Source organism: Quadrisphaera sp. DSM 44207 (assembly GCF_900101335.1).
Taxonomy (GTDB): domain Bacteria; phylum Actinomycetota; class Actinomycetes; order Actinomycetales; family Quadrisphaeraceae; genus DSM-44207.
In genome coordinates this window covers 1265452-1280463 of the sequence record NZ_FNKA01000001.1, presented here as the reverse complement: position 1 = coordinate 1280463, position 15012 = coordinate 1265452, and the positions used below count along the sequence as shown (strand labels likewise).

The window sequence follows — 15012 nt, the reverse complement described above, 5'->3', positions numbered from 1 at the left end:
GCGCGCTCCAGACAGCAGCTGGCTGCTCAGACGGTCCATCTGCCGGAACGGATCCCCGAACGGATCAAAACGCATCACGCTCATCGCGTCCTCCTCTGCGTCGGCCTGCCGTGCGCCGGGGATGTTCCCCGCACCGGCGCACGCCATGCACGCGCCCGCGCGCCGCGCAGGACGGCGAGGGGCCGAGGACGCGTTCACAGGCAGAGCACAGCGCAGCGGGAGCGCGCGCACAGGATCCCGCCCGAGGATGGGGCCATGAACGCAGGCAGCACCGCGACGTCCGCCCCGGCCGCCCGCTCCGGCCTGGTCCACGCCGACGGCTCCGCGATCCGGGTGCTGGTGGTCGACGACGAGTCGACGCTGACCGACCTGCTGTCGATGGCGCTGCGCTACGAGGGCTGGCAGGTGCGCACGGCCGGCGACGGGCAGGGCGCCCTCAGGGCCGCGCGCGACTTCCGCCCGGACGCCGTCGTCCTCGACGTGATGCTGCCCGACATCGACGGCCTGAGCGTGCTGCGCCGCCTGCGCGCCGAGGGCCAGGACGTGCCGGTGCTGTTCCTGACCGCCAAGGACGCCGTCGAGGACCGCGTCGCGGGCCTGACGGCGGGCGGCGACGACTACGTGACCAAGCCGTTCAGCCTCGAGGAGGTCGTCGCCCGGCTGCGCGGGCTGATCCGGCGCACCACGGCGGTCGCCTCCTCCCCCGACCCGCAGCTGGTCGTCGGGGACCTCGTGATGGACGAGGACAGCCACGAGGTCTGGCGCGGCGGGCGGGCGGTGGAGCTGACCGCCACCGAGTTCGAGCTGCTGCGCTTCTTCATGCGCAACCCGCGCCGGGTGCTGTCCAAGGCGCAGATCCTCGACCGGGTGTGGAACTACGACTTCGGCGGCCAGGCGAACATCGTCGAGCTGTACGTCTCCTACCTGCGCAAGAAGATCGACGCCGGCCGCGAGCCGATGATCCACACCATGCGCGGCGCGGGGTACGTGCTCAAGCCCACCTCGTGACGCCGCTGTGAGGCGCGTCCTGCACCCCGCGCGCTGGACGCTGCGCCGGCGCCTGCTCGCCGGCGTCCTCGCCCTGCTCGCCGCCGTCAGCGCGGTGATCGGCGTCGTCAGCGTCGTCGCCCTCGAGCGGGAGCTCCTCGACCGCGTCGACGACCAGCTGACCGCCGTCGTGGACCGCTCCCGCAACGCCTTCGACCGCCCGCCCGCGGCGGGCTTCCCGAACGGGACGCTGGACGACGCCGGCGGGCCCCCCGCGGACCTGGGGCTGCGGTTCCTGCTCGCCCCGGGCCAGGGCTCGGGCACCCTCGGGGCGCTGGTGCAGGACGGCGCGGTGCAGCGCGCGGCGGTGCTCGACCGGAGCGGCGAGCTGCAGGCCCTCACCGAGGCGCAGGCCACCACCCTGACCGCGGTGCCCGCCGGTGGCGAGCCGCGCACCGTCGACCTCGGCGACCTCGGCGACTACCGGCTCGTCGCCGGCGAGGCCCCCGACGGGCAGGTCCTGGTCACGGGCCTGGCCCTCGACGACGTGCAGGAGACGGTCGCCCGCGTCACCACGGTCGTCGTGCTCGTGGCCGTGCTGGGCCTCCTCGCCGCCGCGGCCGTCGGCGCCTGGGTCGTGCGCGAGGCGCTGCGCCCCCTCAACCGCGTGGCCGCCACCGCCTCCCGCGTGGCCGAGCTGCCCCTGGACCGCGGAGAGGTCGCCCTCGCCGTCCGGGTGCCGCCGCAGGACACCGACCCCAGCACGGAGGTCGGGCAGGTCGGCGCGGCGCTCAACCGCATGCTCGAGCACGTCGCCGCCGCCCTCAGCGCCCGCCACGCCAGCGAGAGCCGCGTGCGCCAGTTCGTCGCCGACGCCAGCCACGAGCTGCGCACCCCCCTCGCGGCGATCCGCGGCTACGCCGAGCTGACCCGCCGCGGCCACCACGACCTGCCCGCCGACGTCACCCACGCCGTCGGCCGGGTGGAGTCCGAGGCGCGGCGGATGACCTCCCTCGTCGAGGACCTCCTGCTCCTCGCCCGCCTCGACGCCGGGCCCGCCATCCACCACGGGCCGGTGGACCTGACCCGCGTCGTCGTCGACGCCGTCTCCGACGCCCACGTCACCGGCCCCGACCACCGCTGGGACCTGCACGTGCCGCCCGAGCCGGTCGTCGTCGACGGCGACGCCGCCCGCCTGCACCAGGTGGTCACCAACCTCCTCGCCAACGCCCGCGTGCACACCCCGCCCGGCACCCGCGTGACCGCCGCCCTGGAGGTCCGGGGGCCCGAGGCGGTGCTCACCGTCACCGACGACGGGCCCGGCATCCCCCCCGACCTGCTGCCGCGCGTCTTCGGGCGCTTCGCGCGCGGCGACAGCTCCCGCTCGCGCGCCGCCGGCAGCACGGGCCTGGGGCTGGCGATCGTCGCCGCCGTCGTGGAGGCCCACGGCGGGCGCGTGGACGTGCAGAGCCGCCCGGGCCGGACGGCGTTCACCGTCGCCCTGCCCGCCTGCCGCACTCCCTGAGCACCGCCTGAGCGCCTGCGTCAGCGGCGCGCCGGGTCGGGCCCGCGGTGGTCAGCGGGAGCGGGAGCGTGCTCCGCGCCGCTGAGACGGGGAAGGCGCGGGCGAGCTCCGGCAGCAGCGCCTGCGTGCTGCACAGCGGCGCGAACGCGTCACACCCGCGGCGCAGAGGGCGACCACGACGCGGCGGTAGCCGGCCTCGCCGGTGCCGTAGCCGCCGTGGTCCGCCGAGGGTGCTGGGCGCCGTCAGCCGGCGGCCATGTCCACGAAGCGGGAGTAGTGGCCCTGGAAGGCGACGACGATCGTGTCGGTCGGGCCGTTGCGGTGCTTGGCCACGATGAGGTCGGCCTCACCCGCGCGAGGCGATTCTCTTTCATATGCATCTTCGCGGTGGAGGAGGATGACCATATCCGCATCTTGTTCTATGCTGTTGTGAGCTGCTATTCCGTTGGCCACGAAGTTGTGCAGTCCGACGACCGTAGCATCATACACTTCCCGAGGCCCCGAGGCGTTTATCGAGACCACTTCGTCCCAGTACACGTCGTTGGTGGCCAGCACGTCCAGCTCAGCCGCGTCCAGGACCGCGGCCATCTCCGCGAGGCGCTGCCGCGACACGGGCGCGTCCTGGCGCAGCGCGGTGACGGACCGCCGGCCCATGGCTGTCGCCAGAGCCTCGGGCGTCGTTCCGCGCTCCTCCATCACCGCGCGCACCCGGTTCCAGACCTCCGCAGGCACGGTGTCACGGCCCGCCCTCCGTCCGCGCCCGGACAGGCGTGAGAGCACGTCCTGCACGTGCACGTCTCGGGCTCCGTGGCAGCCGATCTCCTCGAGGAACCGCACCTGGTTGTCCGCGTCCGTGATGTGGAGCTGGTAGCAGTCCCGGTACGTGCCCTTCCGTGTCGTCTTCACCCGTGAGTGGATGTTGAACCGGAGGAGCAGTCGCGCGACGTCGTCCACCATGCGACGGCTGGTCGAGGCGTAGTAGACGATCCCCCGCTGCTGGTCGCGATGCCAGTGGACGCAGCCGCCCGTGGCCCACAGGTGGCGCAGGAAGAGGGCGACCTGCTGCTTCGGGAGCCCGAAGACGCCCTCCGGCACGAACTTCTCGTGGCTGCGCAGACCGAACAGGCCCATCCCGTCGAGCCACTCGGCGATCGGGTTCCGCCGCCCGGGCGTGAGCCGGTACGGCGCGGGCAGGCGCAGGGTCGTGCACCGGGCGGCGGCGTACTCGTCCCGGACGGCCGTGATGCCGAACCGGCGCCGCGCGGCGTCCGCCACCTCGGAGAGGTCGGCCTCGTCGGTGCTGGCGTACCGGATCGGCTGGCGGCGCACGAAGGACCCGTCGCCGAGCAGGTGGGCCAGCAGGACCACCTCGTCCCGGTGCCACGCGGTGATCTCCAGCGGCGGCGGGACGTGACGCACGACGCCGAGGCGGTCCCCCGCCGAGAGCTCCCCGAGCGGCTTCCAGCCGTCGAAGGTGAGGAAGGGGTGGTTGGCCGTCGCGGTCACCTCCCGCCCCGAGGCGAGCCGGAGCCGGTAGACCTCCTTCGTGCCGCTGGGGAAGGCGTGCGTGAGCGTGCGCGGCACGAGCTGGAGCCGCTCGTTGAGGGCCCACACCGGCACGTCGGTGGCGCCCGTGGCCATCAGCTCGCCCAGCGAGACCTCCGCGCCGGTGTCGGCCCGCATCACCCGCGTGTCGGCGGTCAGGCACCCTGACTCGCGCAGGTCGCTCATCGCGGGGCGCTTGTCGGTGCGCTGCTCCGGGCCGCGGTTCAGCTGCGAGATCGCGATGACCGGCACCTCGAGCTCCTTGGCGAGGAGCTTCAGCGCGCGGGAGAACTCGCTGACCTCCTGCTGGCGGCTCTCCACGCGCTTGCCGGACGTCATCAGCTGCAGGTAGTCGATGACGACGAGGCGCAGGTCGTGCCGCTGCTTGAGCCGGCGGCACTTGGCGCGGATCTCCATCAGCGTCATGTTCGGCGAGTCGTCGATGAACAGCGGCGCCTCGCTGACCTGCCCCATGGTGCGGGCCAGGCGGGTCCAGTCCTCCTCGCGCATCGTGCCCTTGCGCATGTTCTGCAGCGGGATCTTCGCCTCCGCCGACAGCAGGCGCATGGTGATCTCGTTCTTGCTCATCTCGAGCGAGAACACGACGGACGTCAGCCCGTGCCTGATCGAGGCGGAGCGGACGATGTCCAGGCCGATGGTGGAGTTGTGCGTCGGAACCATCGAGCGCCCGGCGAGGTAGAGGTGGTCGGGGTGCTCGACCTGGATGCATCGCACGGTCGCGCTGGCCACGGGGCGCACCGCCACGACGCGGTGCTGCCGGGCGCCCGGGACGAGGGGCGCCGGCGCAGGCACTGCGAGCACCGTCCGGCCCTCGAGCGGGGGACGGGCCACGCGCGGCTCGCCGACGGCGGGCAGCACCTCGGCCGGCGACGGGACGAGGAGGGCGCCGTCGGGCCCGAGCTCGCGGGCCAGCTGCTCGGTGGTGCGGGTGCCGCCGGCGGCCACGGGCCACTCGTGCCAGGCGTCCGCGACGATCGTCGTCCCGTCGTCGAAGGCGACCTCGTAGCAGGGGCGGCCCTGCATGACCTCCGTGGCCGCGACCACGCGCGTGGGGGTGCCGTCGGCGGCCAGCACGTGCTCCCCCACGGCGACCTGGCTCATCGTCGTCCAGCCGGTGGGCGTGGGCAGCGGGGTGTCGAGGGCGAGCGCCTTGCCGATGGCCGGCCTGGCGGCGATGACGACCATCTGGCCGGGGTGCAGGCCGTTGGTCAGCTGGTCGAGGTCCGCGAACCCGGTGGGGACGCCGATCATGCCGTCGCCGCGGTGGCTGGAGGCCTCGATCTCGTCGATCGTCGCCTCGATCACCGACCCGAGCGGGACGTAGTCCTCGGTGGCGCGGCGCTCGGTGACGGCGTAGACCTCGGCCTGGGCGGTGTTGACGAGCGCGTCGACGTCACCGCCGTCGGGGGCGTAGCCGAGCTGCACGATGCGCGTGCCGGCCTCGACGAGGCGGCGCAGCACGGCGCGCTCGCGCACGATCCGGGCGTAGTAGCCGGCGTTGGCGGCCGTCGGCACCGAGGAGATGAGCGTGTGCAGGTACGCCGCACCGCCGATGCGCACCAGCTCGCCGCGGGTGGTCAGGGTGGCGGCGACGGTGATGGCGTCGGCCGGCTCGCCGCGGCCGTACAGGTCGAGGATCGCCTCGTAGATCAGCTCGTGCGCGGGGCGGTAGAAGTCGTTGCCGCGCAGCTGCTCGATGACGTCGGCGATGGCGTCCTTGGACAGCATCATGCCGCCGAGCACGCTCTGCTCCGCGGCGATGTCCTGCGGCGGGGTGCGGCCGAGGTCCTCCGACGGGGGGCCCTGCGGCTCGTACGGCTCCAGGTCCGCCAGCGACATCCTCGACCCTCCTCTCCCCGACCGCGCCGGCCCCGACCGGCGTCAGGGCGCAGTCGACCACCAGCCACCGACCTTCCCGATCACCGTGGCGACGGGCCTGTGGATGCGCCAGTCGATCACGCGTTCGAGGAGCGCCGGCAGCCGGGGTGCTGGTGGCTGTCCGTCCGGTCCGGCGGGACCGGCGGTGGCACGCTAGGCCCCGGCCGCCGCCGGGTCCACCACCGCGGCCGGCGTCGCCTGGGGATGACCTGTGGACGGCTGTGGACGCCAGCACGGGAGTTGTCCCCAATCCGTGGACAGGGGTGTGGATAACTGTGGACAACCGGTGGAGAACCGGAGCCGGGCGCCGGGTTTTCCGTGCCTGACCGGCGCGGACGGCGTCCACCGGGTGTGGATGGCGCCGAGGTGTCCGGATCCGTCCCGGTTCCGGCGTGTCGCACCCGGCGTGTCGCGCTCCAGGGCCGTCCGCACCGGGCGACCGGCGCCGGCGCGGTGCCGCGGTGAGCCGCCGCTGGCACCCCGGCTGGCACCCCGGCTGGCCCCCTCGCTGGCACTCCCAGGACCGGGCGATCTGGGCCCTGGCGCTGCCGGCGCTGGGCGCTCTGGTCGCCGAGCCGCTGTTCCTGCTGGCCGACTCCGCCGTCGTCGGCACCCTCGGCACCGTGCCGCTGGCGGGCCTCGCCGCGGCGGGCGCGCTGCTGTCCGCGGCCGTCGGCGTCTTCGTCTTCCTCGCCTACGCGACGACGGCGGCCGTCGCGCGGCGCACCGGCGCGGGCGACCTGCCGGGCGCCCTGGCGCAGGGCGTGGACGGCGCGTGGCTGGCGCTCGGGCTCGGCGCCGCCACGGGCGCCGCCGGGTGGGTCGCCGCCCCGCAGCTCGTCGAGGCGCTCGGGACGCCGGCGGACGTCGTCCCGGCCGCCGTGACGTACCTGCGCTGGTCGCTGCCGGGCCTGCCGGGGATGCTGCTCGTCCTGGCCGCCACGGGCGTCCTGAGGGGCCTGCGGGACACCCGCACGCCCCTGCGCGCGGCCGTCGCCGGCGCGCTCGCCAACGCCGTCCTGGACGTCGTCCTCGTCCTCGGGCTGGACGCCGGGCTGGCGGGCTCCGCGGCGTCCACGGCGCTCGTGCAGACCGCCGCGGGCGCGTGGCTGGCGGGCGTCGTGGTCCGCGGCGCGCGCCGGCACGGGGTGCGGCTGCGGCCCTCCGCGGCCGGGGTGCGGCGCTCGGCCACCGCCGGGGCGCCGCTGGTGGTGCGCACGCTGGCGCTGCGCGCCGCCCTGCTCGTCACGACGGCCGTGGCGGCGACCCAGGGCAGCGCGGCGCTTGCGGCGCACCAGGTGGTGAGCACCCTGTGGGGGCTGCTGGCGCTGACCCTCGACGCGATCGCCATCGCCGCCCAGGCGCTGACCGGCACGGCCCTCGGTGCGGGCGACGTCGCGGGGGCCCGGGCGGCGACGTCGCGCAGCGTGCGCTGGGGCGTGGTCACCGGCACGGCCGTGGGCCTCGCGCTGCTGGCGTGCGCCCCCGTGCTGCCCGCGCTCTTCAGCGACGACCCGCGGGTGCGGACGGCGATCACGGCGGCGCTCGTGGTCGTCGCCGTCGCGCAGTCGCTCGCCGGGTGGGTGTTCGTGCTGGACGGCGTCCTCATCGGCGCGGGCGACGCCCGCTACCTGGCCGCCACCGGCGTCCTCGTGCTGCTGGTGTACCTGCCGCTGGCCGAGGCGGTGCGCCGCTGGGCCCCGGACGGCACGGCCGGGCTCGTGCTGCTGTGGTGCGCCTTCGCGGGCGGCTTCATGGCCGCGCGCGCCGTCCCGCTCGCGCTGCGGGCGCGCGGCACCGCGTGGATGGTCACGGGCGCCGTCCGCTGAACGGACCCCCGAGCGTGCGCGCTCGGGGGCAGGCCCCCGCACGCGCGACTTCCCGGAAGAGTGCGGCCGGGCAGGCCCCCACGGCCGCGAGTTCTCGGGAAAGTGCGATCAGGCAGGCCCACCACGCGCGAGTTCCCGGGAAAGTGCACGACGAGGGGCCCCCGTACGCGCGACTTCCCGGAAGAGTGCGACCAGGCAGGCCCACCACGCACGACGGCGCCCGCAGGGCCCCTCGCGGGGGCGCGGCGGGCGCCGTCGTGAGCGCGGGAGCGCGGTGCTCCCGAGCGCGGCCGCTCAGGCCTGCGGCACGACCTCGAGGTCGATGCTCGCGGAGACCTCCGGGTGCAGGCGCACCTGCACCGTGTAGCTGCCGATCGCGCGGATCGGGTTGCCGACCTCGACCTTGCGGCGGTCGACGTCCAGCCCGGTGGTGGTCTTGACGGCCTCGGCCACGTCGGCCGGGGTCACGGCGCCGAAGAGGCGCCCGCCGGCACCGGTGCGCGCGGTGAAGCGCACGGGAGCGGACTCGAGGCGGGCCTTGAGGGCGCGGGCCTCCTCGAGCGACGCGATCTCGCGGCTGGCGCGGGCGGCGCGGATCTGCGCCACCTGCTTCTCGCCGCCCTTGGTCCACTGGGTGCCCAGCCCGCGCGGGACGAGGTAGTTGCGGCCGTAGCCGTCCTTGACCTCGACCACGTCGCCGGGAGCGCCGAGACCGGTGACCTCCTGCGTGAGGATCAGCTTCATCTCGGGTCCTCTCAGCGCGCGGAGCTGGTGTAGGGCAGCAGCGCCATCTCGCGGGCGTTCTTCACGGCCGTGGCGATCTGGCGCTGCTCCTGCACGGAGACGCCGGTCACGCGGCGGGCGCGGATCTTGCCGCGGTCGGAGATGAACTTGCGCAGCAGCGCGGTGTCCTTGTAGTCGACCGTCGTGATCTTGGCGGCCTTGAGCGGGTTGAGCTTCTTCTTCGGCTTGCGCACTACAGGCTTGGCCATCGTGGTGCTCCTCTCGTCGGAGCCCGACCCCCCTGCAGGGGCCGGGATGGGGTGTCGGGTGGATCAGAAGGGGGGCTCGTCGTTGTAGGAGCCGCCGCCCCAGCTGCCGCCGGAGCCGCTGCCCCCGCCCGAGGAGCCGCCGGAACCGCCGGAGCCGCCCGAGCCGCCCGCGGGGCCGGTGGCCCACGGGTCGTTGCCGCCCGAGCCGCCGCCGAAGCCGCCACCACCGCCGCCCGAGCCGCCGCCGAAGCCACCGCCGCCGCCGGACCCGCCGAAGCCGCCACCACCGCCGCCACCGCCGCGGGAGGTCTTGTTGACCTTCGCGGTGGCGTAGCGCAGCGAGGGACCGACCTCGTCGACCTGCATCTCGACGACGGTGCGCTTCTCGCCCTCCTTGGTCTCGTACGAGCGCGAGACCAGGCGGCCGGAGACGATGACGCGGGCGCCGCGCTGGAGGGACTCGGCGACGTTCTCCGCCGCGTCGCGCCACACCGAGCAGCGCATGAACAGCGTCTCGCCGTCCTTGAACTCGTTCGCCTGGCGGTCGAACGTGCGGGGGGTGGACGCCACGGTGAAGGACGCGACCGCGGCCCCGGACGGCGTGAACCGCAGCTCGGGGTCGTTGGTGAGGTTGCCGATCACCGTGATGACGGTCTCGCCGGCCATGGCTGCTCCTTCGGGGGTGGGCGGAGGGTGAGGGCGCGAGCGCCGCTCAGCGGGCGTCGGGGCGCATGAGCTTGGTGCGCAGCACGGCCTCGTTGAGGTTCAGCTGGCGGTCGAGCTCCTGCGCCACCGCGGGCTCGGCGGTCATGTCGACCACCGCGTAGATGCCCTCGGGCTTCTTGTCGATGTCGTACGCCAGGCGGCGGCGTCCCCAGATGTCGACCTTGTCGACGCTGCCGCCGCCCTGGCGGACGACGTTGAGGAACCGGTCGAGCGACGGGGCGACGGTGCGCTCCTCGAGCTCTGCGTCGAGGATCACCATGAGTTCGTAGTGACGCATGCGGGACCCACCTCCTTCGGACTGGGCGGTCACGGTCTCTCCGTGACAGGAGGGCTGTGCGTCTGCGCCGGCTGCGGCGACCACGGTGGCCGCCGTCCGGAGCGGGTCAAGACTACCGGGGCCGCCGACCCCCGCGCGCCGCTCGTCCACAGGGCCGCCTGCGCACCCGCCCCGCCCGCACCCGCCCCGCCCGCGGCCGCCCGCTCGCGCAGGGGCTGGACGACGAGCCAGGCCAGGGCCGCCAGCCGCACCAGCAGCAGCGCGCCGTAGAGCCACGCGGGGGCGCCGCGCTGCGGCACGGACGCGCCGTACAGGTACAGCCAGGTCGCCGTCGCGTAGAGCACCTCGGCGGCCGCCCACGGCAGGTGCGCGCTCCAGCGCGGCACCGCCAGGGCCGCCAGCGGCAGGACGACGAGCGTCGCCTGCACCGGGACGACGGGGGCCGTCACGAGCGCGCCGCCGACGAGCAGCAGCGCCACGGCGGGCAGGTCGAGGCGGCGCGCGCCGGGCCGGGCCGCGAGCACCGCCACGGCCGCGACCAGCGCCAGCGTGGTCGGCAGCCACAGCAGCAGCACCGCGCGGTCGGGCAGCGGGTGCCCGGTCAGGGAGGGCAGCAGCCACAGCGAGCCGTAGCCGGCGCCCGCCCGCAGCTCGCGCAGCCACGACGAGCCGCCCGTGGCGCCCGCCAGCAGCGTCGCGGCCGCCACGGCCAGCAGCGCGCCCGCCGCGACCGCGACACCCGCCCTGCGCCGCCGCTCGCGCACGGCGACGAGCACCGCGGCCAGCACGAGCAGTGCGGTGACGGGGCGCACGGACGCCGCGGCCCCGGCGAGCAGGCCGGCCACCAGCGGCCGCTCGCGGGCCCAGGCCAGCAGCGCCGCCGCGACGCACCCGACGGCGACCAGGTCGAGCCCGACCACCGCGGACGCGACCAGCGCGGGCGAGAGGGCGAGCAGCGCGGCGTCCTCCGGGCGGGGCCCGGCGGCGCGCACCAGGGCCGCGACGCCGACCGCGAGCGCCGCGGCCCCGAGGAGCACCGACGCGTCGAACGCCCCGCGCGGGCTGCCGCCGACGGCGGCGAGCGCGCGCAGGAGGAGAGCGGTGCCGGGCGGGGCGCCGGCGGCGCCGTCCGTCGCGACGAGGGCGGGCACGTCGCTGTAGCAGGCGTGGGTGAACTGGTCCGGGCTGGCCCAGCCCGTGGCGCGGCAGTGCGCGCGGGTGAGGACGGCGAGGGCGAGCGGCAGCGCGCTGGCGAGCACGAGCAGCACGGCCGGGGAGCGCCAGGCCGGGGGGGCGCCGTGCGCGGCGCGCCGTCCTGGCGGCCCTCCGACCACCTCGCTGGCCGCGCGGACGACCGGGTCGGCGGGCGAGGGGTCGGGGGCGGCGCCGCTCAGGTGCGGTTCCTGCCCTGGCCGCCGTCCGGGCCGCCCTCGCCGCCCCCGCCACCGGCTCCGCCGCCCCCGCCCCGGGTGCCGAAGAGGGCCTCGACGTCGATCTCCTCGTCCGCGCTCTCGTCGTCCCCGGCGCCGTCGGTGCCGTCCGCGCCGTTGGTGCCGTCCGTGCCGCCGCTCGCCTCGTCGCCGGGCCGCGTCGTCGGCTGCGCGGTCGCCTCCTCGCTCGCCTCCTCGTCCTCGGTCGGCTCGGTCGTCGGCTCCTCGCTCGCCTCCGGCGTCGGCGTCCGGCTCGCCTCGGCGGAGGGGGAGGCGGAGCGGGTGGGCGTGCTGGTGGCGCGGCCGATGCCGGCGGGCTCGGGGAAGTCGAGGACCTCGGCGTCGACGTCGTCGAGCGCCTTGACCATGAAGGAGGTCCAGATCGACGTGGGGACGGAGCCGCCGGTGATCTGGCGGGCGCCGCCGAAGGGCGGCAGCTCCAGCTGCTCGCCGTCCGGGCCGGGGTTGTAGAGGACCACGGTCGTGGCCAGCTGCGGGGTGAAGGCGCTCAGCCACGCCGCCCGGTTGCTCTGCGACGTGCCGGTCTTGCCGGCGGAGGGGCGGTCCAGGGCGCGGGCGCCGCGGGCGGCGGAGCCGTCGGTCATCACGCGCTGCATCGCGGCGGTGGCGTCGGCCACGACCTCCTGGCGGATCACCTGCTCGCCGGCGGTGTCGGCCTGGTAGACGACCTGGTCCTCCTGCGTGACGCTCGCGACCAGGTGGGCGTCGCGGTGCACGCCCTGCGCGGCGAAGGTCGCGTAGGCCTCCGCCATCTCGATCGGGCGCACGGTGGCGGTGCCGAGGACGTTGGAGAGCACCTCGGGCACCTCGCTCTCGATGCCCAGGCGCTGGGCGACGTCGACGGTCGCGGCCGGGCCGACGTCCTCGTTGAGCGCCACGTAGACGGTGTTGACGGAGTTCTCCGTGGCCTCGAGCAGGTCGATGCGCCCGTAGTCGTCGTCGCCGAAGTTGCGCACCGGCACCGGGTCGCCGGCCTCGTCGACGTAGTCGTCGAAGTACTGGGGGCTGCTGCCGTCGTAGCGCTCGCGCAGGGAGATGTCCTCCTCGAGCGCGGCGACGAGGGTGAGCGGCTTGAACGTGGACCCGGCCTGCGCGCTGTCCTGGGTGACGGAGTTGCGCGAGCGGGTCAGGTAGTCGGCGCCGCCGTACATCGCGACGACGCCGCCGGTGGTGGGGTCGATGGAGACCAGGCCGGCCTGCACGCTCTCGGGGCGGTTGCGCGTCGGGTACGCCGCCGGGTCGGCCATGGTGTCGATGGCGGCCTGCTGCAGGCGCGGGTCGATGGTCGTCACGATCGACAGGCCGCTGGTGGCCAGCGCGTCCTCGTCGAGACCGGTCCTGGCCATGGCCTCGTCCTTGGCGGCCTGCAGCACGTGCCCGTTGGGGCCGGCGAACTGCTCCTGCCCCTGGCTCGGGTCGACCGTCTCCGGCATCTGCGGGGACGCCGAGGCCGTCGCGTCGTCGAGGTGGCCCATCTCGACCATGCTCGCGAGCACGTACTCGTACCGCTCCTGCGCCCGCTCGGGGTCCTCGCGCGGGTCCCAGTTCGACGGCGACGGCACGATCCCCATGAGCAGCGCCGCCTGCTGCGGGGTCAGCTGCGCGGCGTCGACGCCGAAGTACGCCTGCGCCGCCGTGGCCACGCCCCAGGCGCCGCGGCCGAAGTAGATGGTGTTGAGGTAGCCGGTGAGGATCTCGTCCTTGGTGCGGCGCTGGTCGAGCTTGTAGGCGATGACGGCCTCGCGGGCCTTGCGGGCGTAGCTGCGGTCGGAGCTGAGGTAGACGTTCTTGACGAACTGCTGGGTGATGGTCGACCCGCCGCCGAGGTTCGGCTGGCCCGTGACGACGCCCCACGCCGCGCGGCCCAGCCCGGTCAGCGACACGCCCCGGTTCTCGTAGAAGCTGCGGTCCTCCGCGGCCACCGCGGCGTCCTTCATCACCTGCGGCATCTCCGCGGGGTCCAGCGGCTCGCGGTTGACCTCGGCGAACGTGCCCAGCTCCGTGGTGCCGTCGGCGAAGTACACGGTCGTCGCGCGCGCCTGCGCCTCCGCCTTGGGCGCGGGGATCTCCACCGCCGCGTAGGCGATCGCCGCCAGCCCGATCCCGAACGCGACGAGGAGGGCGACCAGGCCCGTGACGAGCTTCCAGGACGGCAGCCAGCGCCGCAGGCCCCGGCGCCCCGGCGGCCGCCCGCCGGCGCGCCCCGCGGGACGCCCCGAGGTGCGCGCGGACGGCCCCGGAGCGGTGCGCGGAGCGGACGAGCCGCTCCCGGAGGTGCCGGAGCTCCTGGACCGGGGCGGGGCGGGGGCGGTACGACGGGCCACGAGGGGGTCCTCGGTTCCTTCGACGGGTGACGGCCTCTCCAGTATGCGGGCCGCGCCGGGCTGCGGACGGTGTTCGCGCCCGGCCGCGCGCGGTGGGCGCACGGCCGGGCGCGGGGCGGCTGCCGGTCGTCGTCAGGGAGCGGGGGGAGCCGCGGCCCGCCCGGCCGCGAGCCGGCGGTGCTGCTCGACCACCGCCCGCCGGGCGCCGGCGCGCTCGACGAGCACCCGCGCGGCCAGGGAGCGCAGCTTGACGTTGCGGTCCTGGCTCATGGCGGTCAGCACGGCGAACGCCTCCTCGACCGTGCAGCCCAGCCACGCGGCCACCATGCCCTTGGCCTGCTCGATCGAAGCCCGCGAGCTCATCGCCTGCCTCATCTGCTCCGCGGTGGAGCGCGACTCCGCCAGCCGCCGGGCGTCCTCCAGCAGCGCGCCCGCGGCGGCCGTGAACAGGAGCGCGCGCTCGAGGTCGCCGTCGCCGGACAGGCCGCCCACCGCGGGCGAGTACAGGGTCAGCACGCCGACGACCCGCCCGTCCACCCGCAGGGGGACGGCCAGCGCGCCGCGCACGCCGGAGCCCGCGACCAGCGGCGCGAGCCCGGGCCAGCGCCCGTCCGTCGCGAGGTCGTCGCAGACGACGGGGACGGCGTCCTGCCACGCCCGCACGCACGGCCCCTCGCCCGTGCGCACCGTCAGGCCGTCCACGGCCTGCGCCCGCGGGGAGTCGCTCCCGGTGCCCTCGGGGGAGCGCGGGTCGCCGAGGACGACGCTGGCGCCCCCGGCCCCGCGCACCGCGCGCCGGGCGAGGACGGCCACGCGCGCCAGCAGGGCGGTCGCCTCGACCTCGCCGATCGGCAGGTGGCACAGCCCGGCCAGGGCGAGCAGCGCGTCCTGGTCCGGCTCCGGGGCGCCCCCGGCGGCGGGCAGGGGCCCCGCGCCCGCCGGCGCGCGCTCCCCCGCCGGGACGAGCACCCAGTGCAGGGCCGCCGTCCCCGCCGCCGGAACCGGCCCGACGCCCTCGATCGCCGTGACGACGGCGTCCACGGGCAGGTCGGCGCGCGACCGGGAGCGCAGGACGACCCGGTCGCGGGCGGAGCCCTCGCGCAGGACCCGCGAGAGCAGGTCGCGGGCGGTGCGGCGCTGCGCCGGGGGCACGTAGGCCAGCACCGGCCTGCACCTCAGGTGCGGGTGCGGGACGCCGAGGAGGGCGCCGGCCGCGGCGTTCGCCTCCAGCACCGCGCCGTCCTGGTCGGTCACGATCAGCGCGCGCGAGACGGCCGCCGCTCGCGGCTCCCCGGTGGCCAGCCGCGGTGCGTCGCGGACGGCGCTCGGCTGCACCTGCGCGCCCGGCCCGTCCACCGCGCCCCCCGCCGCTCGAGCCGCCGCGGCGACCTCGCTCCCCCGCCGCCGCCGCGATCAGGACTCCAGCGTGCCACCGGGGCGGGCCGGGGGCGACCGGC

General features: G+C 76.0%; 12 protein-coding genes. 3 read left to right on the top strand and 9 right to left on the bottom strand.

What is annotated here, in order from left to right; all coding sequences use genetic code 11:
• Nucleotides 1–198, bottom strand: a 198-nt coding sequence (locus BLS82_RS16015; RefSeq protein ID WP_218123600.1) for a hypothetical protein, incomplete at its 3' end; no start/stop codon positions are given.
• Nucleotides 199–255: 57 nt separating this feature from the next.
• Between BLS82_RS16015 and BLS82_RS06115 the strand changes: the two genes are divergently transcribed.
• Entirely contained in the window at nt 256–1008 is a 753-nt protein-coding gene (locus BLS82_RS06115) for a response regulator transcription factor (RefSeq protein ID WP_092862373.1), read from the top strand.
• A gap of 7 nt (nt 1009–1015) precedes the next feature.
• On the top strand, nt 1016–2512 hold the full coding sequence (locus tag BLS82_RS06110; RefSeq protein ID WP_092862371.1) for a sensor histidine kinase: 1497 nt from the start codon (nt 1016–1018) through the stop codon (nt 2510–2512).
• Between the two features lie 243 nt (nt 2513–2755).
• Here BLS82_RS06110 and BLS82_RS06105 read toward each other — a convergent pair whose 3' ends face one another.
• A complete protein-coding gene (locus BLS82_RS06105; RefSeq protein WP_092862369.1) occupies nt 2756–5917 on the bottom strand; it encodes a replicative DNA helicase in 3162 nt (1053 codons plus the stop codon).
• Nucleotides 5918–6417: 500 nt separating this feature from the next.
• Here BLS82_RS06105 and BLS82_RS06100 point away from each other — a divergent pair, with 500 nt between their 5' ends.
• The gene (locus BLS82_RS06100; protein WP_092862367.1) at nt 6418–7785 is read left to right on the top strand and encodes an MATE family efflux transporter; all 1368 of its coding nucleotides are present in this window, start codon (nt 6418–6420) and stop codon (nt 7783–7785) included.
• Nucleotides 7786–8079: 294 nt separating this feature from the next.
• Here BLS82_RS06100 and rplI read toward each other — a convergent pair whose 3' ends face one another.
• The 7 genes from rplI to BLS82_RS06065 form a co-directional block, all read right to left on the bottom strand.
• Nucleotides 8080–8529 carry a 50S ribosomal protein L9 gene (rplI, locus tag BLS82_RS06095; RefSeq protein ID WP_092862365.1) on the bottom strand — a complete coding sequence of 150 codons (450 nt, stop codon included), beginning with the start codon at nt 8527–8529 and terminating at the stop codon, nt 8080–8082.
• A gap of 11 nt (nt 8530–8540) precedes the next feature.
• Nucleotides 8541–8777, bottom strand: a complete 237-nt coding sequence (rpsR, locus tag BLS82_RS06090) for a 30S ribosomal protein S18 (RefSeq protein ID WP_092862363.1) — start codon at nt 8775–8777, stop codon at nt 8541–8543.
• A gap of 63 nt (nt 8778–8840) precedes the next feature.
• Nucleotides 8841–9443, bottom strand: coding sequence for a single-stranded DNA-binding protein (locus tag BLS82_RS06085; protein WP_092862361.1), 603 nt, complete (start codon nt 9441–9443; stop codon nt 8841–8843).
• Between the two features lie 46 nt (nt 9444–9489).
• On the bottom strand, nt 9490–9780 hold the full coding sequence (gene rpsF / locus BLS82_RS06080; RefSeq protein WP_092862359.1) for a 30S ribosomal protein S6: 291 nt from the start codon (nt 9778–9780) through the stop codon (nt 9490–9492).
• 29 nt (nt 9781–9809) lie between these two features.
• Nucleotides 9810–11048: a glycosyltransferase 87 family protein gene (locus tag BLS82_RS15620; RefSeq protein ID WP_092862357.1), complete on the bottom strand. Its 1239-nt coding sequence runs from the start codon at nt 11046–11048 to the stop codon at nt 9810–9812.
• Nucleotides 11049–11170: 122 nt separating this feature from the next.
• Nucleotides 11171–13555, bottom strand: coding sequence for a transglycosylase domain-containing protein (locus BLS82_RS06070; RefSeq protein WP_092862355.1), 2385 nt, complete (start codon nt 13553–13555; stop codon nt 11171–11173).
• 132 nt (nt 13556–13687) lie between these two features.
• Nucleotides 13688–14911 carry a GAF and ANTAR domain-containing protein gene (locus tag BLS82_RS06065; protein ID WP_092862353.1) on the bottom strand — a complete coding sequence of 408 codons (1224 nt, stop codon included), beginning with the start codon at nt 14909–14911 and terminating at the stop codon, nt 13688–13690.
• Between the last annotated feature and the right edge of the window lie 101 nt (nt 14912–15012).

What these genes read in the sequence shown, in the direction of transcription:
- BLS82_RS06085 (WP_092862361.1), bottom strand. Translation starts at nt 9,443, where the DNA reads ATGGCCGGCGAGACCGTCATCACGGTGATCGGCAACCTCACCAACGAC.
- BLS82_RS06105 (WP_092862369.1), bottom strand. Translation starts at nt 5,917, where the DNA reads ATGTCGCTGGCGGACCTGGAGCCGTACGAGCCGCAGGGCCCCCCGTCG.
- rplI (WP_092862365.1), bottom strand. Translation starts at nt 8,529, where the DNA reads ATGAAGCTGATCCTCACGCAGGAGGTCACCGGTCTCGGCGCTCCCGGC.
- BLS82_RS06115 (WP_092862373.1), top strand. Translation starts at nt 256, where the DNA reads ATGAACGCAGGCAGCACCGCGACGTCCGCCCCGGCCGCCCGCTCCGGC.
- rpsR (WP_092862363.1), bottom strand. Translation starts at nt 8,777, where the DNA reads ATGGCCAAGCCTGTAGTGCGCAAGCCGAAGAAGAAGCTCAACCCGCTC.
- rpsF (WP_092862359.1), bottom strand. Translation starts at nt 9,780, where the DNA reads ATGCGTCACTACGAACTCATGGTGATCCTCGACGCAGAGCTCGAGGAG.